Source organism: Nonomuraea sp. NPDC050663 (assembly GCF_044456985.1).
In the GTDB taxonomy this organism is placed as follows: Bacteria; Actinomycetota; Actinomycetes; order Streptosporangiales; family Streptosporangiaceae; genus Nonomuraea.
The window spans coordinates 23,280-43,529 of sequence record NZ_JBITGL010000008.1; the positions used below are offsets into that span (position 1 = coordinate 23,280).

At 73.4% G+C, this 20,250-nt stretch carries 3 protein-coding genes; all 3 read left to right on the plus strand.

Annotated elements, in window-relative coordinates:
• Genes ACIBH1_RS25065 through ACIBH1_RS25075 form a run of 3 tightly spaced genes read left to right on the plus strand, consistent with a single transcriptional unit; the run spans position 1 to position 20,247 of the window.
• Complete coding sequence (locus ACIBH1_RS25065; RefSeq protein ID WP_397316340.1) at positions 1 to 3,939, plus strand: amino acid adenylation domain-containing protein; 3,939 nt, start codon at positions 1 to 3, stop codon at positions 3,937 to 3,939.
• Positions 3,929 to 10,336 (plus strand): amino acid adenylation domain-containing protein, encoded by a 6,408-nt coding sequence (locus ACIBH1_RS25070; protein WP_397316341.1) that lies wholly within the window; start codon positions 3,929 to 3,931, stop codon positions 10,334 to 10,336. Before ACIBH1_RS25065 ends, ACIBH1_RS25070 begins: the two co-directional genes overlap by 11 nt.
• The gene (locus ACIBH1_RS25075; protein ID WP_397316342.1) at positions 10,333 to 20,247 is read left to right on the plus strand and encodes an amino acid adenylation domain-containing protein; all 9,915 of its coding nucleotides are present in this window, start codon (positions 10,333 to 10,335) and stop codon (positions 20,245 to 20,247) included. Before ACIBH1_RS25070 ends, ACIBH1_RS25075 begins: the two co-directional genes overlap by 4 nt.
• Positions 20,248 to 20,250: the final 3 nt, after the last annotated feature.

The following is a 20,250-nucleotide window of genomic DNA, read 5'->3' on the forward strand; positions in this document are numbered from 1 at the left end:
GTGACCACGCTTCCCGCCGACGTCGCGCCTGCCGTACGGCCTGGTTACGCCCGGGGGCGGCTCTCCGTCACGGTGGAGGCCGTGGCGCCGGAGCCGCTGGCCTGGCTCACGGCGGCGACGATGGCGCTGATCGCCGTTCCGGATTCGGACGAGGCCCTGGTGGCGGCCGCTCCCGGACCCGTGGTGCTGCGCTCGGGGCTGGACGCCGGGACCCGGCTGGGCGACCTGATGGATCACACGGAGGCGAGCGGCGAGGCCCGCGTGCTGGTCGCCGCGGGGATCGGCAAGGCGGAGGCGGACGACGCGGCGCTGAGCCTGCGTGACTGCGACTGCCTGTTCGTCCTGAACCGGGCGGCCGACGGCTGGCTCCTGGAGTGCGACTACGACGCGGACCGCTACACCGAGCAGGCCATGCGCTGGCACCTGGACCGTCTGGAGACGATCCTCGTGCTCCTCGCGGAGGAGCCCGACTCGCTGCTGGCCGACCTCATGGTCGCCGCCGATCCGGTGGTGAGCCCGCACGACCTGGACGAGATCGCCTACGTGGCACCGCGCACCCCCACGGAGCACAGGCTGGCGGCCATCTGGTGCGAGGTGCTCGACGTGCCCAGGGTCGGCCTCGACGACGACTTCTTCGCCATCGGCGGTCACTCCATCCTCGCCGCCATGACCCTGGCCAGGATCCGGGCCGCCTTCGACGTCGAGGTGCACTTCGACGAGCTGTTCACCGCCCCCACGCTGGCCGGCTGCGCCAAGGTCGTCGAACGTGCCGGAACGGCCACGGCCTCGCCCATCGCGCGGGCCGAGGGGCCCGCCGTGGTCTCGCTGGAGCAGGAGCGCCTGTGGTTCCTGGAGCAGTGGCGGCCGGGGACGGCTCTCTACAACGTGCCGCTGGTGGTCGAGCTGACCGGGACGGTGGATCCCGGCAGGCTGGGCGGTGCGCTGCAGCGGGTGGCCGACCGCCATCCCGCGCTGCGCACCGCGTTCGAGACGGTGGACGGCCAGCCGAGGCCGCTGACCCGCGACGCCGAGGTGCCCTGGCGGCACGAACGGGCCGGCGGCCTGCCCGACGCCTGGCGGCTGGTGCGCGCCCACGTCGCGGAGCCGTTCGACCTGACCGTGCCGCCGCTGATCAGGGGCGGGCTCGTCACCGCGGGCGAGGACCGCCACCTGCTGTGGGTGTGCGTCCACCACCTGGCGGTCGACGGATGGTCGTTGCGTCACCTGCTCGACGACCTGGGCGCCGCCTACCGGGGGCTGGCGCTGCCCGAGCTCGACGGGCCGGAGTACGCCGACTACGCCGCCTGGCAGCGGGCCCGTCCCGTCGCCGACCACCTGCGCTGGTGGCGCTCCCACCTGGCGGGGCTGCCGCCGCTGCTGGAGCTCCCGGGCGACCGGCCCCGCCCCGCCGTCCAGAGTTTCCGTGGCGGGACGCGACGCCAGGTGCTCCCGGCCGACCTGGCCGCCGCCCTGACGGACTTCGCGAGGTCGCGGTCGGCGACCGTGTTCGACGTGGCGTTGTCGGTGTTCGCGCTGCTGCTGCGCCGCTGGAGCGGCAGGAGCGACCTGCCGATCGCCACCCCGGTGGTCACCAGGCCGCTGCCCGAGCTGGAGCCGCTCGTCGGCTTCTTCGTCAACACCCTGGTCGTGCGCGCCGACGCGGGAGGCGACCCCAGCTTCCACGAGCTCGTCGAGAGGGTACGGCACAGCGCGACGGCCGCGCTCGGCCACCAGGCGCTGCCGTTCGCCCTGCTGGTGGAGGCTCTGCAGCCGGAGCGGGTGCTCAGCCATGCCCCGGTCGTGCAGGTCGCCTTCGCCCACTACCTGCCCGCCCACCACGAGTGGGAGCTGGCCGAGGGCCTGGCGGCGCGGCTGCGGCAGACCGACACCGAGACGGCCAAGTTCGACCTCACGCTCACCCTGCACGAGGCGCCGGGGGAGATGGCGCTGGAGGTGGAGTACGCCACCGACCTGCTGGACGCGGCGACTGCCGACCGGCTGGCCGCGCAGTGGCTCCATCTGCTGCGCGGGCTGCTGGAAACGCCGGGCGAGCCGGTCTCGCGTGTCGGGGCGCTCCCCGACGGACAGCGCGACCAGCTCATGACCTGGGCGGGTACGGCCGGCACGGATCCGGATGTCGCGATCCCGGAGCTGGTCGCCCGCCAGGTGGCCGATCGCGGCGACGCGGTGGCCGTCTCGGACGGTCAGCTGAAGCTCACCTACGCCGACCTGTGGTCCAGGTCGGGAGCGCTCGCCGCGCGGCTCGGGCCCCGCCCGGGCGAGCTGGTCGGACTGGCCTGCCACCGTGGCGCCGACCTGGTCGTCGCCATGCTCGCCATCCTGCGCGCCGGCGCGGCCTACGTGCCGCTCGACCCCTCCTACCCGGCCGCGCGCCTGGCCTTCATGCTGGAGGACACCGGCGTGACCACCCTCGTCGGCCACGGCGACCTGCTGGCGGCGCTCCCGCGTGACGGGCGCGAGACCGTCGAGATCGGCGACGAGCACGGCGCCGCACCCGCACCCGAGGTGCGGATCGGGCCGGAGGACGCCGCCTACGTCATCTACACCTCCGGCTCCACGGGCCGCCCCAAGGGCGTGGTGGTCCCGCACCGTGGCATCGTCCGCCTGGTGCGCGGCGCCGACTACGTGCCGCTGGACACCACGACCGTGCTCGCCCAGCTCTCCAACGCCTCGTTCGACGCGATCACCTTCGAGATCTGGGGAGCGCTCGCCAACGGCGGACGGGTGGTCGTCGTCCCGCCGCAGACGGCGCTGTCGCCGCCCGCCCTGGCCGAGCTGCTCAGGGCCGAGCACGTCACCACGATGTTCCTGACCACCGCCCTGTTCAACACCACGACCGGAGAGGAGCCCGGCGCCTTCGCCACCGTCGACCACCTCTACTTCGGCGGCGAGGCGCTCGACGTGGCCAGGGTGGGCCAGGTGCTGCGCGGCGGGCTGGGACCGCGGGCGCTGCACAACATCTACGGCCCGACCGAGGTGACCACCTTCTCCACGTTCGAGCCGCTGACCGTCGCGCCGACGACGCGAGGGCCCATCGGGCGGCCGATCTCTGGCACCACCGCCCGGGTGGTGGACCTGGAGACCGGCGACCTCGCCCCGGTGGGGGTGGCGGGCGAGTTGTGGCTCGGAGGGCCGGGCGTGGCCTGGGGCTACTGGCGCAGGCCGGGCACCACCGCCGGGGCCTTCGTCCCCGACCCGTTCTCCGGACGGCCGGGCGGCAGGCTCTACCGCACGGGCGACCTGGTGCGCTGGACGGCGGCCGGAACGCTGGAGTTCCTCGGCCGGATCGACAGGCAGTTGAAGATCCGGGGCTTCCGCGTCGAGCCGGGCGAGGTCGAGCTCGCGCTGTCGGCGCTGCCCGGGGTGCGGGCCTGCGCCGTCGTCGCGCGCACCCCGCAGGACGCGCCCGCCGACCTGATCGCCTACGCCCAGGTGGACGGCGCGCTGAGCGCCGCCGAGGTACGGGAGGCGCTGGCGCGCGAGCTGCCAGACCATCTGGTCCCGGCCCACGTGATCCTGGTCGACCGGCTGCCGCTCAACCCCAACGGCAAGATCGACGTCGCCCTGCTTCCCGCGCCGGGTGAACAGCGCGCGGAAACGGAGACGATCCCGCCGCAGGGCCCGGTGGAGGAACTGCTCGCCGGGATCTGGGCCGAGGTGCTCGGCCTGGACCGGCCCGGCGCCACCGACGACTTCTTCGAGCTCGGCGGCCACTCGCTGCACGCCGTCAAGGTCACCACGCGGACCGAGCGCGCCCTGCGCACGCCGATGTCGGTCCGCGACCTGTTCCGGCACAAGACCATCCGGCGGCTGGCCGCCGCGATACGCGAGCCGGACCCCGATCGGCTGGACCGGATCGCCTCCATCGTCCTGCAGGTACAGCACGCCCGTGTGGGAGAGAACGCAGATGCACAGTGACCGCGCACAAGAGCTGCTGATCGAGAAGTTGCTCGCCGAAGCAGGCCTGGACGACAAGAGTGACGGCGTGCCGCGCAGGCAACCGGGTGACGATCCGCTGTCGTCCGGGCAGGAGCGGCTGTGGTTCCTGGACCAGTGGCTTCCTGGCACGGCCCTCTACAACGTGCCCGTGCTGCTCGAACTGACCGGTCCCGCCGACGCCGAAGAGTTGCGCCGTGCCGTACAGGGACTGGCCGACCGGCACCAGGTGTTGCGGACCGCCTTCGTCGCCGGGGCCGACGGCCGCCCGCGCACGCGGGTGCACGAGCAGGCGCGGGTGCCGTGGAGTCACGAGCACGCCGCCGACTGGGCGGCGGCCAGGAAGACCGCGGACGAGCGCGCCAGGCAGCCGTTCGACCTGGCGCAGGCGCCGCTGCTGAGAGCCGGGCTGATCAGCCACACCGCCGAGCACCACCTGCTGTGGCTCTGCTTCCACCACATCGCCGTCGACGGCTGGTCGCTCGGGCTGCTTCTCGACGAGCTGGCCGGGGGCGAGCACGCGGAGCCCTCCGTGGAGTACGCCGACTACGCGGCCTGGGAGCGGGCCAGGCCGCTGGACGAGGGCCTGACCTGGTGGCGCGAGCACATGAAGGACTTACCGCCGCTGCTCGAGCTGCCCACCGACCGGCGCAGGCCGCCCGTCCAGGAGTACGGCGGAGCCACCGAGCACTTCAGCCTCGCCGCCCCGGAACGAGTCAGGGAAGTGGCCAGGGACGCCGGCGCGACGGTGTTCGAGGTGCTCTTCTCCGCCTTCGCCCTGCTGCTCGGCCGCTGGAGCGGGCGCACCGACCTGGTGCTCGGCACCCCCGTGGCGGGCAGGCCCGTCCAGGAGGTGGAGGCGCTCGTCGGCTTCTTCGTCAACACGTTGATCGTCAGGGCCGACCTGAGCGGGGACCCGACGTTCCTGGAGCTGCTGGACCGGGTGCGCGAGTCGTCGGCGCAGTCGCAGGCGCACCAGCAGGTGCCGTTCGCGGCCCTGGTCGACGAGCTGCGGCCGGATCGTGAGCTGTCCTACGCGCCGCTGGTCCAGGTCCAGTTCGGCCTGCACAGGCAGGAGCGGTCCCGCTGGCGGATCGGCGCGGCGCAGGCCGAGCAGTTGCCCGCCGACACCGGCACCGCCAAGTTCGACCTGACGGTCACCGTGGTCGACAGCGAGGGGGAGCTGCGCGTCGAGCTGGAGTACGCGACCGCGTTGTTCGACGCCGCGTCCGCGCGGCGGCTGGCCGACCAGTGGCGGACGCTGCTCGACGGCCTGCTGGCGGCCCCCGAGCTGCCCGTCTCGCTGATCGGCTCGCTGCCAGAGGACGAGCAGCGCCTCATCGAGGGCTGGTCGGGCCCCGCGCGGCTGATCGGGGCCGAGCGGACCCTGCCGGAGCTGGTCGAGGAGCAGGTGCGGCTGCGACCCGACGCCGTCGCGATCACCGATGGGTTGCAGCGGCTCACCTACGCCGAGTTGTGGGAGTGGTCGGGCGCCCTGGCCGCGCGGCTCGGCTCGGGACCCGGCGACCTGGTCGGCCTGGCGTGCTGGCGCAGCGCCGAGCTGGTGGTCGGGATGCTCGCCATCCTGCGCACCGGGGCGGCCTACGTGCCGCTCGACCCGGCCTACCCGGCGGCGCGGCTGGAGTACATGCTGGCCGACGCCGAGCTGGAGACCGTCGTCACCCAGCGCGGCGTGGAGCTGCCGGACGGCGGCTACCGCAGGGTCCTGGCCGACGTGGCCAACGACCGCACGCCCTACAGCGGCCAGGCTCCACGACCCGGCGACCTGGCCTACCTCATCTACACCTCGGGCTCGACGGGCGCGCCGAAGGCCGTCATGGTCACCCACCACAACGTGGTCAGGCTGTTCGCGGGCACCCAGCCCGACTACGGCTTCGGCCCGGGCGACGTGTGGACGCTCCTGCATTCCAGCTCGTTCGACGTCTCCGTGTGGGAGGTGTGGAACTGCCTGACCACCGGCGGGCGGCTGGTCATCGTCAGCCACTGGGAGAGCCGCGAGCCCGAGGCGTACTACGACCTCGTGGCCCGCGAGCAGGTGACCGTGCTCAACGCCACGCCCGCCGTGTTCCGCCAGTTCGTCGGCGTGGACGAGCGCGTGGCGGCCGAGCTGGCGCTGCGGCTGGTCGTCTTCGCCGGTGACGCGCTCGACCGCGACTCGGTGCTGCGCTGGTGGGAGCGTCACCCGGAGGACTTCCCCCGGCTGGTGAACATGTACGGCATCACCGAGACGACGGTGCACAGCACCTACGCCCCGCTCACCAGGGAGCTGCTGGCGGAGCGCACGAGCCCGATCGGGATCCCCTTGGCCGACCTGGGCATCCACGTCCTGGATCGTGACGGGCAGCCGGTCGCGGCCGGGGTGATCGGGGAGATCCACGTCAGCGGCGACGGCGTCGCGCGCGGCTACTGGAAGCGGCCCGACCTGACGGCCCAGCGGTTCCTGCCCGACCCCTTCTCCGGCCGTCCCGGCGCGCGCATGTATCGCAGCGGCGACCTGGCGAGCTGGCGGCCGGACGGCACGCTGGAGTTCCACGGCCGCGCCGACCACCAGCTCAAGATCCGCGGCTTCCGCATCGAGCCCGGCGAGGTCGAGGCGGCCGTCTGCGACCATCCGCGGGTCGGCAGGTGCGTCGTGGTGGCGCACGGCTCTGCCGAGCGGCGCCTGGTCGCCTACGTCGAGGCGCGCGGCGAGCTGACCGTCGAGGACGTGCACGAGTTCCTGGAGCCCCGGCTGCCCGCGCACCTCATCCCGTCGATCATCATCATCCTCGACGAGCTGCCGCTGAGCGGCAACGGCAAGATCGACAGGTCGGCGCTGCCCGACCCGGCGGAGGAGCGGCCCGCGCTGGGCCGGGCCCACGTGGCGCCCAGCACCGACACCGAGCGGGTGCTGGCCGAGGTCTGGGCCGACGTGCTCGAACTGGAGCGGGTCGGCGTCACCGACAACTTCTTCCACCTGGGCGGCGACTCCATCCGCAGTGTCCAGGTGCTGGCGCTGGCCCGCGACCGTGGGCTCGACTTCGAGCTGCAGCGGCTCTTCCAGCAGCCGACGATCGCCCAGCTCGCCGCCGAGATCTCGCCCGCCTCCCCGGTGGAACGCGAAAGGGAGCCGTTCGCGCTGATCTCCGAGCAGGACAGGGCCAGGCTCCCCGAAGACGTGGTCGACGCCTACCCGATGGCAGCGCTGCAGGTCGGCATGGTCTTCCACATGGAGTCCGACGAGCGCATGCTCTACCAGAACGTCGACAGCTTCCACCTGCGCGCGCCCTGGGACGAGCAGCTCTTCCGCACCGCGACCGCGCAGGCCGTGCAGCGCCACGACATCCTGCGCACCTCCTTCCACCTCAGCGCCTACAGCGACATGCTGCAGCTCGTCCACCGCACGGCCGAGCTGCCGATCGTGGTCGAGGACCTGCGCGGGCTGAGCCAGGAGGAGCAGGGGCGCATCATCGGCGAGCGGGTCGACAGCGAACGCGAGCGGCCCTTCGACCTGGCCACGCCGCCGCTGTGGCGCTTCTTCGTGCACCGGTGCAGCGACGAGACCTTCCAGTGGACGCTGGTCGAGCACCACGCGATCCTCGACGGCTGGAGCCTGCACTCGACGATCGCCGAGATCCTGGAGCGGTACGTCGCCCTGCTGAAGGACCCCGCCTCCGTCGCCGAGCCGCCTCCCGCCTCCACCTACCGCGACTTCGTCGAGGCGGAGCGGCAGGCGGTCGAGTCGAGTGACGAGCGCGCCTGGTGGAGCGAGCACCTGGCCGGGCTCGAACGGCTGTCGTTGCCGCGCTGGCCGGCGGACAGCTCCGCGGAGCCGACCGCCTCGCCCTACGCGGTCGAGGACTGGACCCTGCCCGAGGGCAGCAGCGAGTTCTACGCCTGGCGCGAGACCAAGATCCCGATGGAGCTCTGCCAGGGGCTGGAGCGGGTCGCCGAGCAGCTCGGGGTGCCGCTGAAGAGCGTGCTGCTCGCCGTACACCTGCGGGTGCTGGCCTACCTGACGGGGACCGACGACGTCGTCACCGGCATGGCGTTCAACGGGCGCCTGGAGGAGGCCGACGGCACCGAGTCGCGCGGCCTGTTCCTCAACTCGCTGCCGATCAGGGCCCGCGTCGGCGGCACCTGGGCCGAGCTGATCAGGGCCGTCTTCGAGGAGGAGAACGGCCTGCTGCCCCACCGGCGCTTCCCGATGTCGCAGATCCAGCAGCTCGTCGGCGGCGGACCGCTGTACGAGACGCACTTCGTCTACAACCACTTCCACGTGCTCAAGGACGTGCTCGACAGCGGCGAGGTCGCCTTCGTCGACGCCAAGCTCGACGCTTTCACCACGGTCAGGGTCGAGCCGACGAACTACCCGTTCGTCTGCGGCTTCCTGCGCAACCCGCGCTCGGGCACCGGGCTGCTGATGGGCCTCGACTTCCACTCGGGCGAGTTCGCGCCCGAGCAGGTGCGCCGCATCCGCGACCACTACCTGACCGCCCTGCACCAGGTCGTCGCCGGCCCGCACACGCCGGTCGCCGCCGCGCCGCCGTCCTCACCGGCCGAGCGGGCGCAGGTGGAGGGCTGGAACGACACCCTGCGTCAGGCCCCGCTCGACCGGCCGCTCGAAGACCTGGTGGCCGAGCATGTCCGGCTGCGGCCGGACAGCGTGGCCGTGGTCGACGGTTCCGTACGGCTCAGCTACGCCCAGCTCTGGGAACGCGCGGGCGCGATCGCGGGGCACCTGCACGAGTCGGGGGTAGGGCGCGGCGACCTGGTGGGCCTGTGCGCCGAGCGCTCGGCGGACCTGGTCGCCGCGATCGTCGGCATCCTGCGCGCGGGAGGCACCTACGTCCCGCTCGACCCGAGCTACCCGGCCGACCGGTTGTCGTTCATGCTGGCCGACACCCGGGCGGGCGTGGTGCTCGGCCACCGCCACCTGCTGGCGAAGCTGCCGCTCGACGAGGGCCAGGGCAGCCCCCTGGAGGAGATCGGGGCAGGCACGGCGGCGGGCACGTACGGCGGGGGTGACCGCGTCGCGACGGTGGTCTACACCTCGGGCTCCACCGGCAGGCCCAAGGGCGTCGCCGTGGCCCACAGGGGCATCGTGCGCCTGGTCCGCGACACCGACTACGTGCGGCTCAGCCACGAGAGCGTGGTCGCCCAGCTCTCGAACGCCTCCTTCGACCCGCTGCTGTTCGAGCTCTGGGGCGCGCTGCTGAACGGCGGACGCCTGGTGATCGTCCCCAACGAGACCGTCCTGTCGCCCGCGCGACTGGCCGAGCTCATCAAGACCGAGGGTGTCACCACGCTCGCCCTGGTAACCGCGCTGTTCAACTCGGCGGTCGGCGCCCAGCCCGACGTGTTCGCCACCGTGGACCAGGTCTACATCGGCGGCGAGCGCATCAACCTGGCCAGCGTGCGCCAGACCGGACACGACGGGCTGAACAACATCTACGGCCCGACCGAGGTGACCAGCATCTCGACCTGCCGCCCGCTGAAGGACCTGCCCGCGAGCAACGGCCAGATCGGCCCGCCGATCGCCAACACCCAGGCCTGGGTCGTGGACTCGACGCTCCGCCCCGCCCCGGTCGGCGTGCCGGGCGAGTTGTGGCTCGGCGGCCCCGGCGTGGCCGTCGGCTACTGGCGCAGGCCGGGCCTGACCGCCGACCGCTTCGTGGCCGACCCGTTCTCCGGCGAGCCGGGCGCCAGGCTCTACCGCACGGGCGACCTGGCCTGCTGGCGGCCCGACGGCACGCTCGAATTCCTCGGCCGCCGCGACCACCAGGTCAAGGTCAGGGGTTTCCGGGTGGAGCTGGGCGAGGTGGAGGCCGTCCTGGCCGCTCACCCGTCGGTCGCCACCTGCGTGGTGACGGCGCCGGGCGGCAAGCTGCTGGCCTACGCCCAGCCCAACGCGGCCGTCAGGGCGGAGGAACTGCTCTCCTACCTGGCCGAGCACCTGCCCGAGCACATGGTCCCGGCCACGGTCATGGTCATGGACCGGTTACCGCTGAACCCCAACGGCAAGATCGACAGGGCCGCGCTGCCGCTGCCCGACGCGGGCCGGTCCACCGCCCGCACCTCGTACGTGGCGCCCCGCGATCCCGTCGAGGAGGCCATCGCGGACATCTGGCGCGAGGTGCTGGAGGTCGAGCGGCCGGGCGTGGAGGACGACTTCTTCGAGCTCGGCGGCAACTCGCTCCACGCCGTCCAGATCGCCTTCCGCATCCGCACCACGTTCGGGGTGGACCTCGGCATCAAGCAGATCCTGGCCGAACCCCGCATCCGCGCGCTGGCCGTCCGCCTGGCCGCCGAGCTCGAGCGGCTGGTCATGGACCTGCCGGACGACGAGCTGGCGCGGCTCCTGCCCTCCGAGTCATGAGAGGACCCGCACGCATGTCGGAGACCTTCGCAGCGAGGATCGCGCAGCTGCCGCCCGAGCAGCGCAAACTCCTCCTGGAGCGGCTGGCGCGCGAGCGCCGGCCGCGGGCGCCGCGCACCGGCGGGCCGCTGGCCCTCTCCTTCGCGCAGGAGCGGCTGTGGTTCCTGTGGTCGACGGCGCCGGACAGCCCGGCCTACAACGCCCCCGCCGCCGTACGGCTGCGCGGCCCGCTCGACGCCGAGGCGCTGGGCCGTGCGATCGACGGCCTGGTGGCCAGGCACGAGATCCTGCGCACCCGCTACGTCGTCGAGGGCGGCGTGCCCGCCCAGGTCGTCGGCGACGCCGCGCCGGTCGGCCTGCCGATCGTCCCGGCGACCGAGCGCGAGCTGGACAGGCTCGTCGACCAGGAGTGCACCACGCCGTTCGACCTGGAGCGCGGCCCCGTGCTGCGCGCCAGGGTGTTCCGCCTGGCACCTGACGACCACGTGCTGCTGCTGGTCATCCACCACATCGCGTGCGACGGCTGGTCGCTGCCCATCCTGTGGCGGGAGCTGGACGCGCTCTACCGGGGCCAGGAGCTGCCCGCCCTGGAGATGCAGTACGCCGACCACGCCCACCGCCTGCGCTCCGAGCCGGGCGACGACGGCCTCGGCTACTGGGCCGGGCACCTGGACGGCCTGGAGGAGCTGAACCTGCCGCTGGACCGGACGCGCCCGCCGGAGCCCGCGCACCAGGGGCAGCTGGTGCCGGTCCAGGTGCCGGGCCGCAGCGTCGGGCGGCTGCGCGAACTGGCCAGGCGGAACGGCGTGACCCCGTTCATGGTGCTGCTCGCCGCCGTGCAGGCCCTGCTGTCGCGGGTGACCGGGCAGCAGGACATCGCCGTCGGGGCGCCGACGGCCGGACGCGACCGGCCCGACATCGCGCCCCTCATCGGCTTCTTCGTCAACACCCTGGTCGTCAGGACCAGCACGGCCGGCGATCCCACCTTCCGCGAGCTGCTCGCCAGGACCAAGGCGAGTGTCCTGGACGCCTTCGCGCACCAGGACACCCCGTTCGAGCGCGTCGTCGAGCGGCTCAACCCCGTGCGCGAGCCGGGGCGCAACCCGCTGTTCGACGTCATGGTCACCGGCGACAGCGACGCGTCGGGCGCGCGGCCCGCGTTCGGCGGGCTGGACGTCGAGCCGTATCCGTGCGACGGCGGCGGCGCCCTGTTCGACCTGACCTTCAGCCTCGACGACTCCTACGCGGGCACGCTGGAGTACGACGCCGCCCTGTTCGACCTGGCCACCGTCGAGCGGCTGGCCGACCAGCTCGTCGCGCTGCTGGGGCAGGCCGCCGACGATCCCGATCTGCACATCTCGGAGTACGAGCTGGCCACCGAGGCCGAGCGCCGCCAGCTCGCCAGGTGGAACTCCACCAGGCTCGCCCTCGACCCGAAGACGGGGGTGGAGGCGCACTTCGAGTCCTTCGCCGATGCCGTACCCGATGACCTGGCCGTCGTGTGCGGGGAGGAGCGGCTGACCTACGGCCAGGTGGAGGAGCGCGCCAACCAGCTCGCCCACCTGCTCATGGAGCTCGGTGCCGGCGTCGACGACGTGGTCGCGGTGTGCGTGGACCGGGGCGCCGACGCGGTGATCGCCCCGCTCGCCGCGCTCAAGGCCGGCGCCGCCTTCTTCCCCGTCGACCCCGACCAGCCGGAGGACCGGCTGGCCGCCATGTTCGCGGGAGCCGGACCCGCGGTGGTGCTCACGGGCCCCGGTTTCGACACGGCTCTACCCGCGGGGCCCTGGCGCGTCGCCGACCTCGCCGACGCCGCCGGGCGGCCCGCGCACCGGCCCGAGCGCCCGTCGTCCCCTGACGCGCTGGCCTACGTCATCCACACGTCGGGCTCGACGGGACTGCCCAAGGGCGTCATGGTCACCAGGCGGGGCCTGGCCAACCTCAGGGCGGACTGGGCCGCGCGCAAGATCACGGCCAAGCGCTGGCTGACGGTCGCGAGCCCGTCGTTCGACGTGTTCTGGGGCGACGTGGTCAGGAGCCTCGCCTTCGGCGGGAGCCTGGTGATCGCGCCGCGCGCGATGGCACTCGATCCGGCCGAACTGGCGGGGGCGCTGGCAGCGGAGCGCATCGAGGCGTTCGACAGCATCCCCGCCGTCCTGCACAACCTGGCGGGACACGTCGCCGCCACCGGCCTGGATCTGCCGGACCTGCGGCTGCTGATCTCCGGCGGCGACGCGCTGCCGGTGGCCGACTGCGACGCGCTCATGGAGACGTTCGGCCCCCGGGTCCGGGTGCTGAACGCGTGGGGCGCGACCGAGACCACCATCGACAGCACCATCCAGGAGGCGCGCAGGGGAGCCCGCACGGTCTCGGGGATCGTGCCGGTCGGCACCGCCGCCGCCAACACCACCGTTCACGTGCTCGACGAGCGTGGCAGGCAGGTGCCGATCGGCGTCGTGGGCGAGCTGTACGTCGGCGGGCTCGGGGTGGCGCGCGGCTATGCCGGCCAGCCGGCCGCGACCGCCTGGAGCTTCGTGCCCGACCCGTTCGCCGTCGCCCCCGGCTCGCGGCTCTACCGGACCGGCGACAGGGGGCGCAGGCTGCCCGACGGGAGCATCGAGTTCCTGGGCAGGGACGACGACCAGGTGAAGATCCGCGGGCACCGGGTGGAGCCAGGCGAGGTACGCGCCGTCCTGCGCACCCATCCCGCCGTGGCCGACTGCCACGTGCTGGCCTGGCCGGACGGGCGCGACCACCGCCTGGTCGGCTATGCCGTGCCCGGCGGCGACGCCGACCCCGCCGAGCTGCGTGACTTCTGCAACGAGCGCCTGCCGCGCTCGATGTGGCTGACGGCCGTGGTCCTGGTGGACGCGCTGCCGCGCACGCTCAGCGGCAAGGTCGACCGCTCGCGGCTGCCCGATCCCGGCGCTCCCGGCAGCCGCACCGCCTACGAGGCGCCGCGCACCGAGCTGGAGCGGGCCGTGGCCGGGATCTGGCGGAACGTGCTCGACCTCGGCGACGCCGAGATCGGCGCCCACGACGACTTCTTCGACCTCGGCGGGCACTCCATGCTCGCCACCCGGCTCCGCTTCGCCCTTCGTCAGGAACTCGGCGCCGACCTCCCGGTCACCGCGGTGTTCGAGGCGCCGACCGTGGCGACGCTGGCCGCCCGCATCGCCGACGCCGCGCAGGCGGACGCCGCGATCGAGCGGGCCTCGCGCGAAGCCCCGCTGCCGCTCTCGTTCGCGCAGGAACGGCTCTGGTTCCTGTGGAAGCTCGCGCCGGGCAGCACCGCCTACAACATGCCGGTGTCCGTACGGCTGCGCGGTCCGCTCGACCGCGACGCCCTCGCCCGCGCGCTCAACGGCATCGTGGCCAGGCACGAGATCCTGCGCACCCGCTACGTCGAGCTCGACGGCAGGCCGCACCAGGTCGTCGACCCTCCGGCCCCGGTCGAGCTGGACGACGCCGCCCCAGGGGAGCCGTTCGACCTGGAACGCGGCCCCGTCGTGCGGGCCGGGCTGCACCGCGAGTCCGCCGACGAGCACGTGCTGCTGCTGGTCTTCCACCACATCGCGTGCGACGGCTGGTCGCTGCCGGTGCTCTGGGACGAGCTGGCCGCGCGCTACCAGGGCCATGACCTGCCTCCGCTGGAGATCCAGTACGCCGACCACGCCGTCCACCAGCGCTCCGCGACCGACGACGGCGGGCTGGAGCACTGGACGGCGAGGCTGGCCGACCTCGAACCTCTCGACCTGCCCGCCGACAGGCCGCGCCCGCACACGCCGGCGGAACGTGGCGACCACGTCCTCATGGACCTGCCCGCCGACGGCATCGAGAGGCTCGCCCGCGAGCACGGCGTCACCGTGTACATGGTGCTGCTCGCGGCCGTGCAGGCGCTGCTGTCGCGGGTGACGGGCCAGCACGACGTGGCGGTCGGCACCCCGACGACCGGCCGCGACCACCCCGCGACCGAGCCGCTGATCGGCTTCTTCGTCAACACGCTCGTGCTGCGCGGCGACCTGTCCGGCCACCCGGACTTCGCCGAGCTGCTGCGGCGGACCAAGGAGAGTGTCCTGGAGGCCTTCGAGCACCAGGACACGCCCTTCGACCGGATCGTCGAGCGGCTCAACCCGGTGCGCGTGCCCGGCCGCAACCCCCTGTTCAACGTGCTGGTCACCTACTCCAAGGACGAGCGGCGCGACCTCTGGACGCTGCCAGGACTGGACGTGGAACGGCTGGACGTCCAGGTGCCCACCGCCCAGTTCGACCTGACCTTCGCCGTGCACGAGACGGACACCGGGCTGCACGGCGCGCTCCACTACGCGTGCGAGCTGTTCGACCGCCCGACGGCGGAGGCGATGGCCGCCAGGCTCGCCCGGCTGCTGCGCGCCGCCATCGCCGATCCCGGCGAGCGGGTCGCGCGGCTGCCGCTGCTCAGCGCCGTGGAGCGGGCCCTGGCCGAAGGGCCCTCGCGCGACAGCGAGCCCGAGCTGCTGCCGCGGGTCTTCGCGGGCCACGCCGAACGCACGCCCGACGCCCCCGCGGTCGCCTGCGGCGCGGCCACCTGGACCTACGCCGAGCTCGACCGCGAGGCCAACCGGATCGCCCACCACCTCATCGCGAACGGCGCCGGACCCGAGACCGTGATCGCCCTCGCCCTGCCGCGCTCGGCCGAGCTGATCGCCGCCATCCTGGCCGTGCTCAAGGCGGGCGCCGCCTACCTGCCGCTCGACCTGACCCATCCGCGGGAGCGCATCGCCTCCATGCTGCGGGACGCCGGGCCCAGGCTCCTGCTCACGTGCCGCTCGGCGGGCGTGCCGTACGGCGACAGCCTGATGCTGGAGGAGCTCGACGGCGGTCCCGATCACGACCCGGGCACGCCGCTCACGCCAGCGACGGCAGCCTACGTCTGCTACACCTCCGGCTCCACCGGCACCCCCAAGGGCGTCGTGCTGGAGCACCGGGGCCTGGCCAACCTCGCGGCCAACCTGGGCGAGCGCCTGGACTCCGGGGGCGGCGCCGCGCACCGGGTGCTGCAGCTCGTCTCGCCCGGCTTCGACGTGATGGTCTCCGAGCTGGCGACCGCGTTCACGCGGGGCGGCTGCCTGGTGATCGCCCCCTCCGTCCTCACCGGGGAGGAGCTCGGCGGCTTCCTGCGGGAGCAGCGGGTGAGCCTGGCCCACATGCCGCCCGCGATCCTGGCCACCGTGCCGCGCGAGCCGTACCCCGACCTGCGGATGCTCGTCGTCGGGGGCGAGGGGTGCCCAGCAGGGCTCATGGAGTGGTGGTCCACCGGCCGCACGATGATCAACGCCTACGGCCCGACGGAGGTGACGGTCGACGTCAGCGCATGGCGTTGCGAGCCGAGCACCATACTCGTCGGCCGCCCGCTGCCCCGCATCCAGGCCCACCTGCTGGACGCCGGCCTCCAGCCGGTGCCGCCGGGCAGCCGGGGAGAGCTGTACGTCGGCGGGCCCGGCGTGGGCCGCGGCTACCTCGGCAGGCCAGGGCTGACCGCGGCGCGCTTCGTCGCCTGGCACGACGGCACCCGCCTCTACCGGACCGGCGACCTGGCCAGGCGGCTGCCCGGCGGCGAGCTGGAGTTCCTGGGCCGCGCCGACGACCAGATCAAGCTGCGCGGCCACCGCATCGAACCGGCCGAGATCGAGCACACGCTGGGCAGCGCGCCCGGCGTCACCGCCGCGGCGGTGATCCTCCGCGACGACCGGCTGATCGCCTACATCGTGCCCGCGTCCGCCAACCCCGCGGCCGTGCTCGCGCACGCGCGCACCCAGCTGCCCACCCACCTGCTGCCCGCGGCGATCCTGCCGCTGGCCGCGCTGCCACTGACCCCCAACGGCAAGCTCGACAAGGCCGCCCTGCCGCAACCACCCGCCACGAAGCACCGCCCCGCCCGCACCCCGCGCGAAGAGACGCTGCTGCGCCTGTTCAACGACACCCTCAACGCCACCCATCTGGGGATCGACGACGACTTCTTCGCCAACGGCGGGCACTCCATCCTGGCCACCAGGCTGATCAGCCGGATCCGCGGCGCACTCAGCGCCACGCTGACCATCCGCGACCTGTTCGACCACCCGACCGTGGCCGGGCTGGCGGACATGCTGCGCGACGACGCCAGGCCCGCCCTGCGCCAGACGGCCGGCGCGGAACGGCTGCCGCTGTCGTTCACCCAGCGCCGGCTGTGGTTCCTGAACCGGCTGGAGGACGCGGGCGACCACGCCCAGAACACGCTGACGGGCCTGCGGCTGCGCGGGCCGCTCGACGCCACCGCGCTGGCCGCCGCACTCACCGACGTGGTGGCCAGGCACGAGCCGCTGCGCACGATCTTCCCCGAGGACGCGGGCGGCCCCTACCAGCGCATCCTCGCCCCCGCGCCGATCGGGCTCGACCCCGAGCCGGTCACCGAGGACGAGCTGCCCGAGCTGCTGACCGGCATCGCCTCGCAGGGCTTCGACCTGACCAGCCAGACACCGCTGCGCGCCAGGCTGTTCCGGCTGGCGCCCGACGAGCACGTGCTGCTGGTGGTCGTGCACCACATCGCCTGCGACGGCTGGTCGATGGCGCCGCTCTCGCGCGACCTGGCCGAGGCCTACCGGGCGCGGCTGGAGAACAGGGAACCCGCCTGGCGGCCCCTGCCCGTGAGGTACGCCGACTTCGCGCTCTGGCAGGACTCCGGCGACGACCACCTGGACTTCTGGCGCACCACCCTGGCCGACCTGCCCGACCAGCTCGAACTGCCGGCCGACCGGCCGCGCCCGGCGATCGCGAGCTACCACGGCGACACGGTGCCCTTCACCATCCCGGCCGCCGTGCACGAGCGCATGGCCGAGGTGGCACGCGCGAACGGCGTCAGCCTCTTCATGGTCACCCAGGCGGCGCTGGCCGCCCTGCTGACCAGGCTCGGCGCCGGCGGCGACATCCCGATCGGGACCGCCGTCGCGGGCCGCACCGACGAGAGCCTCGACGACCTCGTCGGATGCTTCATCAACACGCTCGTGCTGCGCACCGACACCTCGGGCGACCCGACCTTCGCCGAACTGCTCGCCCGGGTACGGCACGCGAACCTGGCCGCCTACGAGCACCAGGAGACCCCGTTCGAGCGCGTCGTCGAAGCGGTCAACCCGACCCGCACCCTGGCCCGCTTCCCGCTCTTCCAGGTGCTGCTGGTCTTCCAGAACAACGCGGCGGCCGACCTGACCTTCCCCGGCGTCGAGACCGCCCACGAGCCGGTGGCGCACGGCACGGCCGACTACGACCTGACCCTCGACGTCATCGAGCGCTACGACGAGTGCGGCCGCCCCGAGGGCATGGACGCCTACCTCGAATACGCCGTGGACCTGTTCGACCGCTCGACGGCCGAGTCCATGGCCGACCGGCTGCTGCGCCTGCTGGAGGCGGCCGTCGAGGAGCCGGCGACGCGCATCGGGGCGCTGCAGGTGCTCACCTTCGACGAGCTCGACCTCGAGCTGACCCGCTCGCGCGGACCCCGGGCCGAGCCGCTGACCACGACGCTGCCGACCTGCTTCGAGCAGCAGGTGGCCAGGATCCCCGACGAGATCGCGGTCGTGTCGGGCCCGGTCCGCTGGACCTATGCCGAGCTCAACCGGCGCGCCAACCGCATCGCCCACCACCTGCGCGCCCAGGGAGCCGGGCCCGAGACGCTCGTCGCCCTGGCTCTGCCCCGCTCCGCCGAAATGATCGCGGCGGTGCTGGGCGTGCACAAGGCGGGGGCCGCCTACCTGCCGCTCGACCTCGAGCATCCTGCCGAGCGCATCGCCTACACGCTGGACGACGCCCGGCCGCTGCTGGTGCTGACCACCCGCGAGAGCGCCGTGCCGTACGAGAAGGTCGTGTTCGTCGAGGACGTGCCCGGCGCCCCCGACCACGACCCCGGCACGCCGCCGCGTCCCGAGCACGCGGCCTACGTGATCTACACCTCGGGCTCGTCCGGGCGGCCCAAGGGCGTGGTCCTGGAACACGGCGGCCTGGCGCACCTGCTCAACGCGCACAGGAACGGGCTGTTCCTGGCCGCGCGCGGCGAGCGCCTGCGCGTCGGCTTCGTGGTGCCGCTGACCTTCGACACCTCGTGGGACTCGATGTTGTGGCTGATGGACGGGCACGAGCTGCACGTCATCGACGACGTCACCCGCCGCACGCCCGAGGACCTGGTCGACTACATCGACGCCCACGGCATCGGCTTCGTCGACCTGACCCCGGTCTTCATGGAGCAGCTCGTCACCGCCGGGCTGTTCGCCCCGGGACGTCACCATCCCAAGGCGCTGATGGTCGGCGGCGAGGCGGTCTCGGCCGGGTTGTGGCAGGCGATGCTCGACGCGCCCACGACCGACAGCTACAACTACTACGGCCAGACCGAGTGCACCAACGACAGCACCGGCTACCGGGTGCGCGACGGCGAGATCCCGCTGATCGGCCACCCGCTGGTCAACACCGAGGTGCTGCTGCTCGACGACAACCTGCTGCCGGTGCCGCCAGGCGTGCGCGGCGAGCTGTACATCGGCGGACCGGGCGTCGGCCGCGGCTACCTCAACCGGCCGGGACTGACCGCCCAGCGGTTCGTGGCCGCGCCCGGCGGGCGGCGGCTCTACCGCACCGGCGACCAGGCCAGGCGGCGGGCGGACGGCGCGCTCGAGTTCGTCGGCCGCTCCGACAACCAGGTCAAGCTGCGTGGCCACCGCATCGAACCGGCCGAGATCGAGAACACGCTCGGCCGCGCCCCAGGCGTCGCCCAGGCGGCGGTCATCGTCCGCGACGACCAGCTCGTGGCCTACGTGACGCCCGAGCACGTCGACCCGGCCGAGCTGCACCGGCACGCGCTGGCGCACCTGCCGACCCACATGCTGCCCGCCGCCTACCTGCCGCTGCCGGTGCTGCCGCTCAACGCCAACGGCAAGCTGGACCGCCGGGCGCTGCCGGAACCGCCACGGGCCGGGCACCGGCCGCCGCGCACGCCGCGCGAGCACACCATGCTCGGCCTGTTCACCGAGGTACTGGAGCGGCCCGGCCTGGGAGTCGACGACAACTTCTTCTCCGCCGGCGGACACTCCATCCTGGCCGCGAGGCTGATCAGCAGGGTGCGCTCGACGCTCGGGGCCTCGCTGAGCATCCGCGACCTGTTCGCCGCGCCCACCGTGGCCGAGCTGGTGGACCGCCTGGCAGGCGACGGCGCCGCCGACGACCCGTTCGAAGCGCTGCTGCCGCTCCGCCCGGCGGGCTCGCTGCCGCCGCTTTTCTGCGTCCATCCCGTCGGCGGCGTCAGCTGGTGCTACAGCAGCCTGCTGCCGTACGTCGAGCCCGACCGCCCGGTGTACGGCCTGCAGTCCACGGGACCCGACCAGCCGAGCTCGGTGCACGAGATGGCCGAGCGCTACCTGGAGATCATCCGGCGAGTGCAGCCCGAAGGGCCCTACCACCTGCTCGGCTGGTCGTTCGGCGGCCTGGTGGCGCACGCCATGGCCGAGCGGCTGCCCGGCCAGGTCGGGCTGCTGGCCCTGCTCGACAGCTACCCCGCCTTCTCCGGCGCGGAGCGGCCCGGCATCGAGGACGCCGCCGAGGCGCGCACCCTGCTCATGGACTCCGTCGGCTACGCGGCCGACCTCGACGAGGAGCTCGTCGCGACGATGACGGAGACCGTGCTGCACAACTCCAAGCTGCTCGACGCCCACCGGCCGGGCCGCTACGAGGGCGACGCCCTGCTGTTCGTCGCCACGAGGACCTGGGAGGCCGGGCTGTCGGCCGCCGGGATCTGGGCGCCGCACGTGGCCGGGCTGGCCGTACACGAGATCGACTGCGACCACGACGCCATGGCCAGGGCCGAGGCGATGGCCCTGATCTGGCCGATCGTGGCCCGAGACCGCCTGGAGGCATGAAGC

Bases quoted from the DNA above. Each gene is read 5' to 3' on its own strand.
- ACIBH1_RS25070 (WP_397316341.1), top strand. From the start codon at position 3,929: ATGCACAGTGACCGCGCACAAGAGCTGCTGATCGAGAAGTTGCTCGCC.
- ACIBH1_RS25075 (WP_397316342.1), top strand. From the start codon at position 10,333: ATGAGAGGACCCGCACGCATGTCGGAGACCTTCGCAGCGAGGATCGCG.